Origin of the sequence: Streptomyces sp. DT224 (assembly GCF_049844595.1) — a bacterium.
GTDB lineage: Bacteria > Actinomycetota > Actinomycetes > Streptomycetales > Streptomycetaceae > Streptomyces.
Window position 1 is genome coordinate 675,972 of the sequence record NZ_JBNCLI010000003.1, and the last position, 16,041, is coordinate 692,012.

At 73.8% G+C, this 16,041-nt stretch carries 8 protein-coding genes; 1 reads left to right on the plus strand and 7 read right to left on the minus strand.

The features are described 5' to 3' along the window. Positions 1 to 27 precede the first annotated feature (27 nt). The 6 genes from ACLQ2N_RS10340 to ACLQ2N_RS10365 are packed head-to-tail and all read right to left on the minus strand — an operon-like array spanning position 28 to position 9,553. Positions 28 to 3,507, minus strand: coding sequence for a hypothetical protein (locus ACLQ2N_RS10340; RefSeq protein WP_425811261.1), 3,480 nt, complete (start codon positions 3,505 to 3,507; stop codon positions 28 to 30). Then, on the minus strand, positions 3,507 to 4,586 hold the full coding sequence (locus tag ACLQ2N_RS10345) for a hypothetical protein (RefSeq protein ID WP_425811263.1): 1,080 nt from the start codon (positions 4,584 to 4,586) through the stop codon (positions 3,507 to 3,509). The genes ACLQ2N_RS10340 and ACLQ2N_RS10345 overlap by 1 nt, the downstream gene beginning before the upstream one ends. Further along, on the minus strand, positions 4,583 to 5,629 hold the full coding sequence (locus ACLQ2N_RS10350; RefSeq protein WP_425811265.1) for an NYN domain-containing protein: 1,047 nt from the start codon (positions 5,627 to 5,629) through the stop codon (positions 4,583 to 4,585). The genes ACLQ2N_RS10345 and ACLQ2N_RS10350 overlap by 4 nt, the downstream gene beginning before the upstream one ends. Next, complete coding sequence (locus ACLQ2N_RS10355) at positions 5,626 to 7,218, minus strand: VWA domain-containing protein (protein WP_425811267.1); 1,593 nt, start codon at positions 7,216 to 7,218, stop codon at positions 5,626 to 5,628. Before ACLQ2N_RS10355 ends, ACLQ2N_RS10350 begins: the two co-directional genes overlap by 4 nt. Beyond that, on the minus strand, positions 7,218 to 8,612 hold the full coding sequence (locus tag ACLQ2N_RS10360) for a hypothetical protein (protein WP_425811269.1): 1,395 nt from the start codon (positions 8,610 to 8,612) through the stop codon (positions 7,218 to 7,220). The genes ACLQ2N_RS10355 and ACLQ2N_RS10360 overlap by 1 nt, the downstream gene beginning before the upstream one ends. Before the next feature lie 20 nt (positions 8,613 to 8,632). Continuing rightward, positions 8,633 to 9,553: a hypothetical protein gene (locus ACLQ2N_RS10365; RefSeq protein WP_425811271.1), complete on the minus strand. Its 921-nt coding sequence runs from the start codon at positions 9,551 to 9,553 to the stop codon at positions 8,633 to 8,635. A 152-nt stretch (positions 9,554 to 9,705) separates the two neighbouring features. Here ACLQ2N_RS10365 and ACLQ2N_RS10370 point away from each other — a divergent pair, with 152 nt between their 5' ends. Then, a complete protein-coding gene (locus tag ACLQ2N_RS10370) occupies positions 9,706 to 10,827 on the plus strand; it encodes an FHA domain-containing protein (RefSeq protein ID WP_425811273.1) in 1,122 nt (373 codons plus the stop codon). 130 nt (positions 10,828 to 10,957) lie between these two features. Here the strand turns inward: ACLQ2N_RS10370 and ACLQ2N_RS10375 are convergent, their stop codons facing one another. Next, on the minus strand, positions 10,958 to 15,961 hold the full coding sequence (locus ACLQ2N_RS10375) for an NAD-glutamate dehydrogenase (protein ID WP_425811275.1): 5,004 nt from the start codon (positions 15,959 to 15,961) through the stop codon (positions 10,958 to 10,960). Between the last annotated feature and the right edge of the window lie 80 nt (positions 15,962 to 16,041).

Sequence of the window (16,041 nt, forward strand, 5' to 3'; positions counted from 1 at the left end):
CGGTGACCCGGGCGCACGCCTCCCCGGTCACCGCCCCGCCGGCGCCGCCCACAGCCGCAGCAGCACCCGCTCCGGCCGCTCCCCGCCCGCCAGGAGCGACGCGGCCCGCCGCCAGGACGCGACCGGCAGCCGGTGCTCGGTGACCAGCCGGTACAGGGCGGCCAGCGGCCCCGGCAGCATCAGCAGCTCCCCGAGCAGACGGGCGTCGGCGGGCGGCGCCTCGCTCGCCAGGACCAGGTCGAGCGCGTCCGGACCGAACCGCTCCACCAGTTCGAGCCCGTCCTCACCGGCCGCCAGCAGCCACGGCGTGAGCCGGCCGCTCTGACCGCCGTGCCCCTCCCCGTGCTCGATCAGCAGCCGCAGCACCCGCTGCCCGGCGCCCCCGGCGAGCAGCGGCAGCCAGCGCGGCCCCCAGACGGTGAGGGCGTCCGCCGCGCCCGGCAGCCGCTGCTCGACCACGGCCGCGGTGACCGCCACGCGCGGCCCGAACCGGACACCGAGCGTCAGCACCGCCTCCAGCGAGGGCCCCGCGAGCACCCCGGTGAGCGGCGCGAGCCCGGCGAGCGTCCGGCGCTTCTCCGGGCTGAGCCGGCGCCGGTCCGCGAACTGCTGGGCGATCACCCCGAGCCCCTCCCGCAGCAGGGTCCGCAGCGCGGCGGCCGGGTCCGGGGCGCCGAGGATCAGGGGCAGTTCCCGCCGGGCCCGGGGATCGAGCACGGCCTCGGGCTCGGCGGCGTACAGGCCGAGGAGCGCGGCGCGCTGTCCGGGGCTGCCCAGGGAGGCGAGCAGCGCCAGCAGGGCGGGCTCGGCCCGCAGCGTCTCCAGCACCGGGGCCGCCGCCCCGGACGTGCCCAGGACCGCCCCGGCCACCCGGCGCTCCAGCCCCTGGCCGTTCACCGCCCAGTCACGGATCCGGCCGGGCCGCTCCACCACGTTGCCCACGATCCAGCCGAGCGGCTTGCCCCGTACGAGCTGGGCACGGGACCACTCGACGGCCGCCGCGGTGGCGAAGGCACCCGCCTGCTCGCTCTCGTAGGACCGCTCCTGGAAGGCGACGAGCACATCGTCCAGCGGGCGCCCCAGTCCCTGCGCGTATGCGCCGAGGACCTCCATGGCCCGCTGGTCCAGGCCCAGTTCACGGGCGTGCCGCAGACCCTCCGTGCCGAGGTGGGCGAGGGCTCCCTCCGGGTCGGGGAAGGCGGCGGTGATCGCCGCGATGTCCAGGTCGCCCTGCTCGGCCAGCCAGCGGGACGCGAGCACCGGGTGGGCGCAGACGGTGTCCCAGTTCTCGGCACCGGTGCCCAGCAGAGCGCGGACCGCGTCCCGGCCGGGGACCTGCGCGTCGGCCGCGATCCGGAGCAGCACCCGGGCGTCGACCGTGCCCGCGGGGTCCTGTGCCACGATCTGCACCCAGCCCAGGCCGAGCGCCCCCAGGTGCTCGGGCTGCCGGAGCCCGTCGAGCAGCATCCGCCACATCTGCGGGGTGTAGCGGCTGAGCAGGTCCAGGTCCTCGCCCTGGAGGTGCGGGCCGAGCAGTTCGAGGAGTTCCGGGTCCTCCAGGCGGCCGGCGAGGAACTGCAGGCTGGGCGCCGGGATGTCGCAGAGCGCGGTGACGAGCGCGTCGTCCATCCCGGCGACGGCCTCGGCGAGCCGGGCCGGGGCGACCTCGGTCACGGCGGTGCACAGCCGCCCGTACAGGCCGACCCGGCGGATGCCGGACCGCTCGCGCAGGGCGTCCTCCATCAGCAGCTCCCCCGGCGCCACGGCGCGGTCGGGGTCGAAGACGGCCGCGAGCCGGGTCGCGACCGGGAGCAGCCGGCGGGCGGCCTCGTCGTAGAGGTCCTCGGCGGCGGGGCCCAGCAGCGCGGACATCAGGCAGTCGCGGAAGAGGGAGCCGGGGACGCCGGACAGCGCGGCGACCAGGCGCCGCATCCGGGCCTCATCGAGCAGCCGGTTCTGTTTGCGCATGCCGGGGGTGTTCTGCCGGGCGCGCACGGCGACCAGGAGTTCGGTGTTGGTGCCGAAGCAGTCGGTCATCTGGTCCAGCAGCCTGCCCCGCTGGCGCGGGGGCATCTGGTCGGCGCCGCCGAGGGCGAGCGTCCAGCCCGCCGCGAAGGTCCGCCGCCGCATCGCCTGCCCGCCGACGCCGCCCAGCAGTTCCGCGGAGTAGGCGTCCATGTCGCGGTCGGTGAGGTACGGCAGCTGGTCGGCGGGGCGGCCCGCGATCCTGGGCACGGACTCGCTCAGGTTGTCCGGGTCGACGCGCTGGGCGGGTGCGCCGTGCACCCCTTCGATCCGCCGCAGGTCCTCCGCCCCGATCCGGCCCGCGACGACGAGCCGGGCGCCGGGGGCGGCGGCCGCGGCCCGGCAGACCTGGGCGGTGAAGTCCTTCGGGTTCAGCAGGACCCAGCCGGCGCCGGAGAGCAGGGTGGCGGTCCGGGTGCCGAGCCGGCGCTGTTCGAACGCGGCGAGCGCGAGCACCCGGGGCCCGTGGTCGTGCAGCAGCCCCAGGCGCAGCACCTCCGGGTTGATGTCGAGCCGGCCGCCGCCCCCGGTCCCCTGCGCGGCGTCGTCGTACACGAGGAGCGCCTCGGCCTCGGTGAAGTCCCGCAGGGCACGGGCCTCCTCCTCCTGCCGGGCGGCGCGGGCCAGCGTGTCGGCGAGTTGCCCGGGGCGCAGCGCGGGCACGCGCTGGAAGCCGGCCGCCGACAGGTATCCGCCGAGGTCCGCGGGGCCGCGCACCGGTCCCCAGGCGGCGGGCGGCAGTCCGCAGGCCATCCAGCCGGCCAGCCGGGTCAGGGCCCGCAGCTGCACCTCGCGCCAGCGCACCGCCGTGTCCTGCCCCGTGGTGGAGGCGGGCGGCAGGTCCTCGCCGAGCAGGAGCGCGCTCGGCAGGGACATGCCCTGCGCCCCGGGCAGCCGGCCCTCGGACGGCACGTAGCCGTGGCGCCCGAGACCGACCAGGGCGAGCGAACCGGAGTTGACGACGAGGTGGTCCGGGGAGAGCTCCAGCGGGGTGAATCCGGCGCGTGCCAGGTCGTCCAGGGCCCGGCCCAGCGGGACCAGGGTCTGCAGGGCCTGGGCCGGAGTCCAGCGGTGGCCGGCGGCGAGCATGGTGTCGAGGTCGTCGCGTTCCCGCAGAGCGTGCAGGGGGACGGCGGAGGCGCCGGGCGCCCAGGCGGTGACCAGGGCGGGCGGCAGTCCGGGGTGGTCGACGATGTCCAGCAGCGCGGGGGTGACCGGGTTGCCCGCGGCGAGGAGCGCCGCCGCCCGGCCGCGCTGCCGGCGGTTCGGGAAGACCCGCAGCGCGCCGTACGCGTCGGCGTCCTCGTCCTTCACCAGCCGGGTGGCCCGGACGGCGGCGGCACCCGACGAGCGCAGGTGGCCGGGGCGCAGCTGTACGGTGTGCGGCTCCCAGATCCGGCCGGAGCGGCCGGGGATGCGGGTGAGGAGCCGGGTGAGGGTGGACCCGCCGGCCTGGGGCGCCGCGGTGTGCCGTTCGTTCATCACTGCTCCCCGAGGATGCGCAGCGCGGACTGCAGGGCCGTGGCGCTGCGGGCACGGGCCAGGTCGGTGCGGACCCGGTCGACGGTGGCCAGCCGGAACTTCTTCGCCGACAGGCAGGTGGTGAGGGCGTTGGTGAGGATCGGCCCGTAGTTCAGGTTGGCGATGAACCGGCGGGCCGGGGCGCTCACGGCGAAGTCCTCGGCGTACAGCTCGCGCGCCTGGCGGTCGGTGAGCCTGCGCAGGGCGGCGGCGTGGGCGAGGGTGGCGCCCAGCATGTAGATGTCGAAGCGTTCGGAGGCGGGGGCCATTTCGGAGGGCTCGTCGGTGCCTTCGGCGGAGGGCGGGGCGTAGGCCCTCGTGGTGGTGCTGATGCGGTCGCCGATCTGGACGGCCGCGTCGTAGTCGATGAGCACGTACCGGGCGGGCGGCCCGAGCACGAGGATATTCTCCGGCTTGATGTCGGCGTGGATCCAGCCCTTGGAGTGCTCGCTGCCGCTGTGCCGGTCGGCGTGGAGCGCGGCGAGCGTGTTGCACAGCTGCTCGGCCAGGTCCAAAAGCTGGTCGGGCTTGAAGCGGCGGTGCGCGAGGGCCCGCTCTTCGATCTCCTCCTGGAGGGTGCGCGAGACGCCGCCCTGATGGCCGATGAACTGCTGGACGAGGAAGCTCTCGTACGGCACCTGGTCGCCGTCCGGGCCGCCGTGCCGTCCGTCCGCGAGCAGCGAGGGCGAGGGCTGCGCCTCGACGCTGATCACGACCGGGCACTGCTGGGTGAGCTGGGCGGCCTGCCGGGCGGCCCGCAGTCCTTGGTCGCGCTGCTTCTTCTGCTCGCCGAGCGCGCCGACGACGCTGCGCGGGTCGTCCAGGTGGGCCTGGGACCACCACATGCCCTTGATGACCACGTCGCCGCCGGACCAGCTGTCCTGGGCGAGGACGGCGTACCCCTGGCCGGCTCCGGCGAGCAGGCGGCGGGTGCGGAACCGGCCGTCGTCGCCGTAGCTCTCGGGTATCCAGGCGAGCCGGGGCGAGCCCAGGTGGTCGGGTTGGTCGGCCCGCACCCAGCCGGGCCGGAAGTCGGTCATCCGGTCGCCTCGCTTCCGGTCTCATCCCGGCCACCGGGCCCGTTGCTGATGCGCAGCCGTACGAGGCCGGGGCCCAGGTGGAGTTCGTCGCCGTCCTCCAGCGCGTAGACGGTTCCGGCGGCCAGCCGGGCGGTGCGCGGCAGTCCGTCGAAGTCCAGTTCGGGGTTGAGGAAGGAGGCGTTGTTCTCGGGCAGGTGCTCGGCGAGCGGCCGGCCGTCGTCGTCCAGGAAGACGCGCAGGTGGGCCCGGCTGATCTCGGCCGCCCGGCCGGCGTCGAGCCCTACGGTGACATCGGTGGTGCCCGGGCGGCTGCGCGAGGCCCGGCCCAGCGTCAGGCCCTCCGGCGGCACGGCGACCGTCGTCCGGACGGTGTATCCGTGCTGCACGGTGACCAGGACGGGTCCCTCGTCCAGGTCTTCGGGGACCGGCGGCTCGAAGACCACCTCGACCGCCTCGTAGCCGCACGAGCGGCAGAACCACCGGTTGCCGTCCTTGTTGACCTGGCGCGGCAGCAGGACCGTACCGCCGCGCAGACAGGTGCCCGCCGGGTCGGTGCAGCGGAAGCGCTCCTCCGCGTCCTCGCGCAGCAGCCCGGCCTTGTCCAGCTTGTGCAGCCGGTCGCGCTCGATCTGCTCGTCGGTGGCGACGCCCAGGTGGCGGCGGGTGAACACGACCCGGCCGTGCATCCAGCGCGCGGACCAGACCCGGGAGTTGTTCCCCTGCAGCCAGGTGTGCTCGCGGCGGGCGAAGCGGAAGTTGTCGCTGGAGACGACGGCGGCCCCGAACTGCGCGGCGAGCGCGAGGATGCGGTCGTCGGCGTCGCCCTGGTGGACCTCCAGCCACTGTTCGCGCTCGGCCTGCCGCACCAGGTGCTGCTCGTCGAGGAAGGGGCGGACGCTGGCGTCGAGCACGGCGATCGCGCTGCCGTCCGGGTGCTCGCGCAGCCAGGCGTCGCGCACTCCGACGACGCGGGAGAAGGGCCAGGGCCGTTTCCTGGTGGCGGCGACGTTCGAAGCGTCGATGATGACGTCGGGCACGCTCATCGCGGGCCCCGGTCCTGCGGCGGTCGGGTGGGGGCCGCAGGCGGCGGGGTGGCCGGCGCGTCGTAGGCACCACTGCCGTGGCCGCCGCCGTACGTGCCGCTGGTGCCGGTGTACGTGCCGCTGGTGCCGGTGTACGTGCCGCTGGTGCCGGTGTACGTGCCGCTGCCGTAGGCGCCACCGTAGTCGGCGTCGTCGTCATCGTCGTCGTCGAGGCTCGACCGCCTGCGCCGGGCACGGATCTCGTCGGGGGTCTCGACCGGGATCTGCTGGAACCAGTCCCGCTTGGACTTCGTGGAGCTGCGGCTGGACGCCGCCCGTGCCTCGTTCGCGACGTCCTTGGGGTCGAGCCCTTCGCGCAGGCCGCCGCTCGCCCGCTGGTAGGCGGCGACGAGCTCGGGGGCCGGGATGCGCCCGGCCCGCTCGACGCCCTCCTGGTAGATCCGCTCGCGCTCGCCCGCGGAACCGGCCGCCGCGATGCGCGCGCTGATCTCACGGTCCAGTTCGATGCCCCTGATCTGCCGCTTCAGGTCGGGCTGCAGGATCGGGGACGCCGGGTTGTCGACCGTACGCAGCGCGATCTGGCCGGGCGCCAGCTGCCGGGCGTCGCGCCCGGAACCGATGGAACCGGTCGCCTTCAGTACGGGCATGGGGCCGGCGCTGATCCGCTCGGGAGCCCGGAGTTCGAGCGCGTACAGGGGCTGGCCCTCCTCCCCCGCGCCGATCGCGCCGAGCTTGAGGTGCACCCGGCTCGGCCGCCGCCCGCCGCCGTCCGCGACCGCGCCCTCGATGCGCCGGCGCGTCGGGTCGAGCTGGTAGACCCCGAGGACCGGGAAGCTCGGGTTGATCTCCAGGGAGAGTTCGCCGCTGCCCGCCACCACGTCCCGGCCGAAGGCCGCGAACCGGGCCGTGATCTGCTTCATCGCGCCTGCCGCCCCGGCCCGGGAGGCGACGTGCTCGGGCAGGCCGGTCGGCGCCAGCCGTTCCAGGAGCCCGAAGTCGGCGCCCGCGCCGATGCCGATCACATCGGTGTGCAGCTCGCGCTCGGCGGCCTCGGCGGCGAGCGCGGCGAGCCGGCCGGGGTCGGTCTCGCCGAAGTTCGGCAGGCCGTCGCTGAACAGCACCACCCGGCGCGAGGCCGCCCGCTGGTGCTCCAGCTGCTGGTAGGCGCGCCGCAGCGCACCCTCGATGTTGGTCCAGCGGCGCTCGTCGTCGACGTTGCCGTTCCACCGGCCGCGCCGCTGGAGTTCGCCCGCGGCACCGGAGAAACGCACCCCGGCGTTCTGCGCGAAGGTCAGCACGTCGATGTGGGCGTTGCCCGGCAGTGCGGCAAGCAGTTCCCGCACGCCCGCCTCCGCGACCTGCTTGCGGCTCGGCCGGTCGGGGTCGTCCGGGTCGGCGAACTCGTCGCTGGTCGAATCGGCCCTGATCTCCATGGAGTAGCTGTCGTCGACCGCGAGGACGTAGGCGACGCCCTCGGCGACCCGGTCCCGGCGCCCCAGCTCACGCGGGGCGATCAGGACGGTGAACTCCTCCCCGATGTGCACCTCCTGCCGGTCCGCGGTGATCTTGATGTCCTCGGTCGCACTCATCAGTCCTTCGCCTCCCCCACCGCGCAGACCAGCGCGGTCGCGTTGTCCCATCCGCCGAGCGCCTCGGCCCGCTGCACGAGCGCGGCGGCGAGCGCGGGCGCCGTCGGCCGGCCGGACGCGTCGAGCTGGGCGGTCAGTTCCGCGAGCACGGTCCCGAACCACCGGTCCCGTTCCGGTTCGGTCGCCCCGTCGGACGCGAGGAGCAGCAGGTCCCCGGGGCCGACCTCGAAGACGCGGTGCGCCCAGCGGGCCGCGCCGCCGCCGAGGAAGGAGACGAGCTGCGACTCCTCGCCCTCGGCGTCGGCGGTGACCCGCAGCCGCTCGGCGAATCCGGTGTGCGCGGGTGTCAGCTTCCAGGCCGCGTACGGGATCTCCCCCGCCGGTACGCGCAGCGGGCGGATCAGCCACGCCTCGGCGTCGCCCACCGACACGACGGACGCGGTCCCGTCCGGCCGCACCGTAGCCAGGACCGCAGCCGCGCTGCCCTCGGCCGTGGCTCGCCCGACCGCCGCGTCCAGCTCCCCGATCAGCTCACCGGGCCGGAAGGCGCCCTGGGGCTCGTCGCCGGGGAGCCGGTCCCGCGGGTCGCCCGCACCCCGGGGGGCGTCCGCCGCCTCCTCCAGCCGCCAGCGGCGCACCACCTGCTCCAGGGCCGCCCGCGCCGCCGTGCCCCCCGAGCCGTCACCGTCCCCGGTCACCCCGTCGAAGACGGCGCACCGCAGCACTCCGCTCGGCCCGGCCAGCGCCCCCGAGGTGTCCTCGTTGTCCGTGGCCGGGTCGCCCTTGGCCTTGCGCGAACCGACCCCCGACTCCCGGTAGCAGCGCGTCGAGACGCCTTCGGTCGTCCGCCGGTCCAGCGCCTCGTGCAGCGGGGCGAGACCGGCGGCGACGCCGTGTCTGAGGTCGTGCCCGAGCAGCCGCCGGCAGATCGCGTCCAGACCGGGCGGAAAGGCCCCGGCGAACACGTCCAGCATGTGGAGGGCGTCGCGCACGTCCAGGGAGGGCCGCTCCGCCACGGCGTCCACCAGGGCCCTGACCAGCGCCCGTCGGTCCCGGAGCTGGGGTGCCGTGTGCGGCGCCCCCGCTCCGCGGCCACGGGCGCGGACCCGGCCCTCCACGTCGTAGCGGGGCAGCGCGGCCACCTGCCAGCCCTCGTACGCGTCGTGCCGGATGGACTCCGCGACCAGGCTCCCGGGTCCGGCGACTTCCAGGGCCTCGTCGACCGCCCGCCACAGTCCGGGCAGTGCCCCGACCAGGTCGTCGCGGGCCAGGCTGTGCGCGTCCAGCACGCTGTCGCGCAGGGTCGGCGCCAGCGTCTGCGGCCACTCCACGGTGATCTCCGGCAGGGCCACGGCGCCGCTGCCGACTGCCTCTGCGGGCGGTTCCACGTTCATGTCCCCCTCGTACTCCCTGGTCAGCGTCCGCCGTTGGCCCGCCGTCTGCGGTCCCGCACATGCTGGAGGAGACCGGCCTGCTCCGCCCTGGCCAGCGCGGCGTTCAGCCGGACGACCTCCGCCTCGGCCCGCAGTGCCCGGTCCTCGGCCCACTGCGCCCGCTCCTGCCACTGCCGGACGACCGCGGCGACGTCGTCCCGGGCCTGCGCGATCTGCTGCTCGGCGTACGTCCGCGCCCGCCGGGACGCCTCCTGCGCACGCTGCTCGCGCTCGGCCGCCCGCGCCTCGGCCGCCTCGGCCCGGGCCCGCGACTCCGCCTGGGCCTCGGCGAGTTCGCGTTCCGCCCGGCGGGTCCGCGCCTCCGCCTCGGCCCGGGCGGCGGCGCGTTCCTCCGCGACCGCGCGCTGGAGCAGGGCGTCGAGATCGGGGCCCTGGCCGACCGGGAACACCCCGGACCGGCCGGACGCGGCGGAGGTGTACGGCTCGGGGTCCTCGTACAGCTCCGACACCGGGGTCGCGGCGCCGATGGGCGGGTCGGCGAGGGCGAGCGGGACGAGCCGTACGGTGAGCGCGGCCGGGTCGACGACGACCACCGGCCGCCAGCCGGTGAACCCGTCCGCCGCCTTCCCGTCCTCGTCCGGGACCACGGCCACCCTGCAGCCCGAGCCGAGCACGGCGACCGGCCCGTCCACCTCGGCCCACAGCGTCTCGCCCGCGGTCAGGAGGGACGCGGCGACCTCGGGCGAGGGCACGGGGATGGCCTGGGGCCGCTGGGCGGGCTGCGGCGGCACGGCGGGCGGCGCCTGGTGGCCGGGCGCGGCCGCCACCTCGTCGGCGAAGCTGCCCCAGCCGTCGTCCCCGGTGTCCTGGCCGGCTGCCGGCCCGGTCTGCGGGCGGTTGTCATGAGGCGGTGCGGTGGGGCGCGGCGGTGTCTCGTCCACGAACGAACCCCACTCCGACACGTGAACGCCCCCACGTTGCTCGCACTGGTCGCCAGGACGACCAATATAGTTGCGGAGCAAGGGAATTAACATGCAATCAGCTCCTGGCTGTCCCGTAGGCAGGCCAGGTCTCCCGGGGAAGGCGTCCCTCGATGGAAAAGCACCTCACCACGGACTTCACCGAGGCATGCTTCCTGGTGGACCTCTCCAACGTGGTGCGCAACCAGCACCTGGGCGAACCCGGCGCCCGCTCCCTGCGGCGGCTGAGTCTCCTGGTGGACGCCGCCAAGGCGCTGGCCCGCGATCCTGACGTCAAGCTGTACCTGGTCGCCGACGCGAGCCTGCGGCGCGGGAGCCGCAAGGAGTTCACCGATCCCGCCGACATCCGGCTGCTCGGCCGCTGGGTGGGCCGCGGCCTGGTGGAGGAACTGCCGGACGCCGATCCCCGGCTTCTCGAACTGTGCGCCTACACCGGTATTCCCGTCATCAGCGGCGACCGCTTCCGCGGCCACCGGGACGAGCACCCCTGGCTCCAGGGCAACACGGACGACTTCCTGGAGCCCGTCCCGGCCGCGGGCCGCACGGTCCGGCTCGTCCCCGTCGACATGGGAGTGGCCCGCGCGGTGGACATGTCCCGGAAGCACGAGGAGGACGTGCTGAAGAAGATGGGCCTGCTGGACGGGCGCCGCACCCCGCGCTTCGATATCGTCGGCCGCAACTGGCGCTGCGAGGACCGCCGTTGCACGCTGTACGACACGCGCAAGGGCAGCGCCGCGCTGCTGCCGCGCGTCATCGGGGGCGTCCCCCGCTGCCAGAACCACGGCACCGCGCTGGCCGACGACGGCCCGCGCCGCGCGACCGTCCAGCTGAAACTGCTGGTCGAGGGCGAGCTGAAGGTCCGGTTCACCCTGGAGGACGGCACCCGGGTGAAGGTGGGCCGGGCCCCCGGCGAGGGCGGCATCACGCTGCACGGCCTCGTCCCGGACCACCTCACCGGAGGGCTCAGCCGCAGCCACGTGGAACTACGGGTGACGGGCGGCATCGTGCACGTGAGCGATCACAGCACGTACGGCACCCAGTGGCGCTCGGGCCCGGGCCCCTGGCAGCCCCTCGGCCCCGCCGGACGGCAGTACCGCGGTGGCGACGAACTCCAGCTGACCGAAGGCGTCATCCTCTCCCGCAGCGGCCGCCGCTTTCCCACCGAACTGGCCCAGGACTGGCAACGCCGCCAACCACCCCCACCGGAAGCCGCCGCAGAAACCCGCCTGTACTGACGCGGACCGCCGGCACTTCCAGCCGTGCGGCGATCGAGGAATTCCGGACAGCACGTCCCAGCCCGTCCGGCGAGTGAGGACAAGGGCGGCCACGGACCACACCCGCAGCCGCCCCCACCCGCGGCGCAGCCTAGACGTGCGTACGCAACAGCGTCCGCATCGTCCGCATGGCCACCGAGAGATTCGCCAGATCAAACGCGTCCGACCCCTGGATCTCCTCCAGCGTCGACCGCGACCGAGCCAGAATCGCCGCGTTCTTCTCCTCCCACGCCTCGAACCGCTCCTGCGGCGAAGACGCCCCGTTGCCCACGGCCAGCACATCGGCCGTCAGGGCCGCGTGCGCCGCGTACAGGTCCTCGCGGATGGACGCCCGCGCCATCGACTGCCACCGGTCCGCCCGCGGCAGCTCGATGATCCGGTCCATCAGCTGCGTGATCCCCAGCCGGTCCGCGAGGTCGTAGTACACCTCCGCGACGGCCAGCGGCTCCTTGCCCGTACGGTCCGCGATCGCCACGATGTCGAGCGCGGGGAAGACGGAGGAGAAGCCGGCGACGCGCTGCGCCAGCTCGTCCGGGACGCCCGCCCCGGTCAGCTCGTCCAGGATGCCCTGGTACCACTCCTGGTCGGCGCCCTTCAGCAGCTTCGGCAGCGCCGCCCAGACCTGCTCGACGCCGTCACGGAAGAAGTCGACCGTCCCGGAGATCGCCAGCGGCTGCGGCCGGTTGCCCAGCAGCCAGCGCGAGCCGCGCTCGACCAGCCGCCGCGAGTGCAGCCGCACCCGGGTCTGGACATCGGCGGCGACCTCGTTGTCGAGGGCTTCCACCGCGTCCCAGACCTCGCCGAGTCCGAAGATCTCGCGGGCCGCGAACTGCGCCCGCACGATCTCCTCGATGGAGGCCCCGGTCTCCTCCCGCAGCCGGTGCAGGAAGGTGGAACCCCCGCTGTTGACCGTGTCGTTGACCAGCACCGTGGTGATGATCTCGCGCCGCAGGGCGTGCCCGTCGACCGCCTCGGCGTAGCGCGTGCGCAGCTGCTCCGGGAAGTAGGCGTGCAGCAGCTTCTGGAGGTGCGGGTCGTCCGGCAGGCTGGTCCCGATCAGCTCCTGCGCCGCCGTGATCTTCGTGTAGGCGAGCAGCACGGCCAGCTCGGGCTGCGTCAGCCCCTTGCCGGCGCTCAGCAGTTCGCGGATCTGCCGGTCGCTGGGCAGGAACTCCAGCGCCCGGTCGAGGTGGCCGTCGCGCCCGAGCCGCCGCATGAAGCGCTGCTGGGCGTGGAGCAGGGAGGGTGCCTGGGCGACCGAGTTGGCCAGGGCGGTGTTCTGCGCGTAGTTGTTGCGCAGCACCAGGTGCCCGATCTCGTCGGTCATCTCGGCGAGCAGCTTGTTGCGCTGCTTGACGGTCATGTCGCCGTCCCGCACCAGCCCGTTGAGCAGGATCTTGATGTTGACCTCGTGGTCGGAGGTGTCCACCCCGGCGCTGTTGTCGATCGCGTCGGTGTTGATCCGGCCGCCGTCCCGGGCGAACTCGATGCGCCCGAGCTGGGTGGCGCCGAGGTTTCCGCCCTCGCCGACGACCTTGGCGCGCAGTTCCGCGCCGTTGACGCGGATCGCGTCGTTGCCCTTGTCGCCGACGTCCGCGTTCGACTCGGCGGTCGACTTGATGTACGTGCCGATGCCGCCGTTCCACAGAAGGTCGACGGGGGCCTTGAGGACGGCCTGCATCAGCTCGGCCGGCGTCATCTTGCTGACGCCGCGCTCGATGCCCAGCGCCTCGCGCATGTGCGCGTTGACCGGGATGGACTTGGCGCTGCGCGGGTGGACGCCGCCGCCCGCGGAGATCAGCTCCTTGTCGTAGTCGGCCCAGGAGCTGCGCGGCAGGTCGAAGAGGCGGCGCCGCTCGGCGTAGGAGGTGGCGGCGTCCGGGTCCGGGTCGATGAAGATGTGCCGGTGGTCGAACGCGGCGACGAGCCTGATGTGCTCGGAGAGCAGCATGCCGTTGCCGAAGACGTCACCGGACATGTCACCGACGCCGACGACGGTGAAGTCCTCGGTCTGGGTGTCGTGGCCGAGCTCGCGGAAGTGCCGCTTGACGGACTCCCAGGCGCCCCGGGCGGTGATGCCCATGCCCTTGTGGTCGTAACCGGCCGACCCGCCGGAGGCGAAGGCGTCCCCGAGCCAGAAGCCGTACGCGACGGCGACCTCGTTGGCGATGTCGGAGAACTTCGCGGTGCCCTTGTCCGCCGCGACGACCAGGTAGGTGTCGTCCTCGTCGTGCCGGACGACGTCCTTGGGCGGGACGACCTCGCCGGCCACCATGTTGTCGGTGATGTCGAGGAGTGCCGAGATGAAGGTGCGGTACGCGGCGATGCCCTCGGCCAGCCAGGCGTCCCGGTCGGAGGGATCGGGCAGCTGCTTGGCGACGAAGCCGCCCTTCGCGCCGACCGGCACGATGACGGTGTTCTTCACCATCTGCGCCTTGACCAGGCCCAGGATCTCCGTACGGAAGTCCTCGCGCCGGTCCGACCAGCGCAGGCCACCGCGGGCGACCTTGCCGAAGCGCAGGTGGACGCCCTCCACCCGCGGCGAGTAGACCCAGATCTCGAACGCCGGGCGGGGCGCGGGCAGGTCCGGGATGGACTGCGGGTCGAACTTCATCGAGACGTACGCGTGCGGCTCGCCGTCGTCCGCGTGCTGGAAGAAGTTGGTGCGCAGGGTGGCCTTGATGACCGTGAGGAAGGAGCGCAGGATGCGGTCCTCGTCGAGCGAGGCGACCTGGTCGAGGGCCCCGTCGAGCTCTTCGAGGAGCCCGTCGGTCAGCTCCGTGCCCGCGCTCTGGCGGCCCGGCGACATCCGGGCCTCGAAGAGCGAGACGAGCAGCCGGGTGGTGTGGACGTTGTTCTGGAGGGTGGACTCCATGTAGTCCTGGCTGAACGTGGAACCGGCCTGGCGCAGGTACTTCGCGTAGGCGCGCAGCACCATGGCCTGGCGCCAGTCGAGGCCGGCGCTCAGCACCAGCGCGTTGAAGCCGTCGTTCTCCGCCTCGCCGGTCCACACGGCGGCGAAGGCGTCCTGGAACCGCTCGCGCGCACCGTCGGCCAGGTAGCCGCCGTTGGCGGTGGCCTTCGGCATCCGCAGCCCGAAGTCGTAGATCCAGGCGTGCGTACGGTCGGCGCACCGCAGCTCGTACGGGCGCTCGTCCACGACCTCGACGCCGAGCCGCTGGAGGGCGGGCAGCACGGCGGACAGCGAGACCTGCTCGCCGGTGCGGTAGATCTTGAAGCGCCGCTCACCGGGGGAGGCGCCGACGGGCTCGTACAGGCTGAGGGAGAAATCCCGCTCGTTCTCCTTGAGCGCTTCGAGGTGGACGAGGTCGGCGACGGCGGCGCGCGCCGAGTGGTCGGCCTTGTAGCCCTCGGGGAAGGAGTGCCCGTACTGGCGCAGGAGTTCGGCGGCGCGCTCCTCGCCGCACTCGGCGTTCAGCGCCTCCTGGAAGCCGTCGGCCCAGGAGCGGGCGGCCTCGACCAGGCGGGCCTCGATGCGGTCGGTCTCGGCGTCGGTGAGGCTGGGCAGCTCGCTGCCGGGCGCGACGCGGACGACGAAGTGCAGCCGGGAGAGGATCGACTCGGTGTTCCAGGCCGTGAAGTCGACGCTGGTGCCGTTCAGTTCCTCCTTGAGGATGTCGATCAGCCGCAGCCGCACACCGGTGGTGTAGCGGTCGCGCGGCAAGTAGACGATCGCGGAGTAGTAGCGGCCGTACTCGTCCTGGCGCAGGTAGAGGCGCAGCCGGCGCCGCTCCTGGAGATAGAGCACCGAGGTGACGATCGAGCGGAGCTGGTCGACGGGCGTCTGGAACAGCTCGTCGCGGGGGTAGGTCTCCAGGATCTGGAGCAGGTCGCGGCCGTCGTGGCTGTTGGGCGTGAACCCGGCGCCCTCCAGCACCTCGGCGACCTTGCGGCGGATGACGGGGACCCGGCGCACGGACTCGGTGTAGGCGGCGGACGAGAAGAGGCCGAGGAAGCGGCGCTCACCGATGACGTTGCCCTCGGCGTCGAACTTCTTCACGCCCACGTAGTCGAGGTAGCTGGGGCGGTGCACGGTCGCCCGGCTGTTGGCCTTGGTCAGGACGAGGAGCTTGTGCTCGCGGGCCTTGGCACGGGCGTCGGCGGGCAGCCGGTCGAAGGACGGGCTGACGGGGTGCGCCTCGTTCTCGGTGTGGTGCGGGTCGGAGCGCAGGATGCCGAGACCGGTGCCGGGGACGGCGGCCAGCGAGTCGGAGTCCCGCAGCTCGTACTCGCGGTAGCCGAGGAAGGTGAAGTGGTCGGCGGCGAGCCAGCGCAGCAGCTCCCTGGCCTCGTTGATCTCGTCGTCGGCGAGGTCGTCCAGCGGTTCGCCGGGCAGGTCGTCGGCGATACGGAGCGCCGCACTCCGCATCTTCTCCCAGTCCTCGACGGTCTCCCGTACGTCGGACAGGACGCGCAGCAGGTCCACCTGGATCTGCTTGAGGTCCTCGCGGTCGGTCTCGCGGTCGATCTCGACGTGGATCCAGGACTCGACCAGCGCGTCGTGCGGCAGGCCCGCCTTGGCGTCCTTGGGGCCCTTGCCGCCGTTCCGGCGGGTGCCGTCGGTCAGGACCTCGACCAGCTTGCCGGTCACGTCGCGGCGGACGACGACCTGCGGGTGGATCACGACGTGGATGCCGCGGCCCTGGCGGGAGAGTTCGTTGGTGACGGAGTCGACCAGGAACGGCATGTCGTCGGTGACGACCTCGACCACGGAGTGGCTGCACGTCCAGCCGTTCTCCTCGACGGTCGGGGTGTGCACCCGGACGTTCGCCTTGCCCTGGGGGCGCTCCTCGGCCAGCCGGTAATGGGAGGAGGCGGCGCCGAAGACGTCGATCGGGTCCCGGCCCACGATGTCCTCGGGGGCCGTGTGCAGGTAGTAGCGCTGGAGGTAGGAGAGCAGGACGTCCTGGGGGGAGTGCTCCTGCCCGGCCCCCGAGCCGTCGGCCCCGGCGGCCGCGACGTGCACCCGGGGGGCACCGCCCGGCCCGCCGACACCACCGCCCGGGCTGTTGTCAGCTACCTCGGCGGCCCGTGCGAGCAGCTCGGCCTTGGCTTCGTCCAGCTTGGTCTGCATGTCCTCTGGCTCCTGTCGCGCGCCGTTGCGTGACGTAGGTGAAAAGGTCGGCGTAACGCCACGACGCGGGGTTTCCGGTC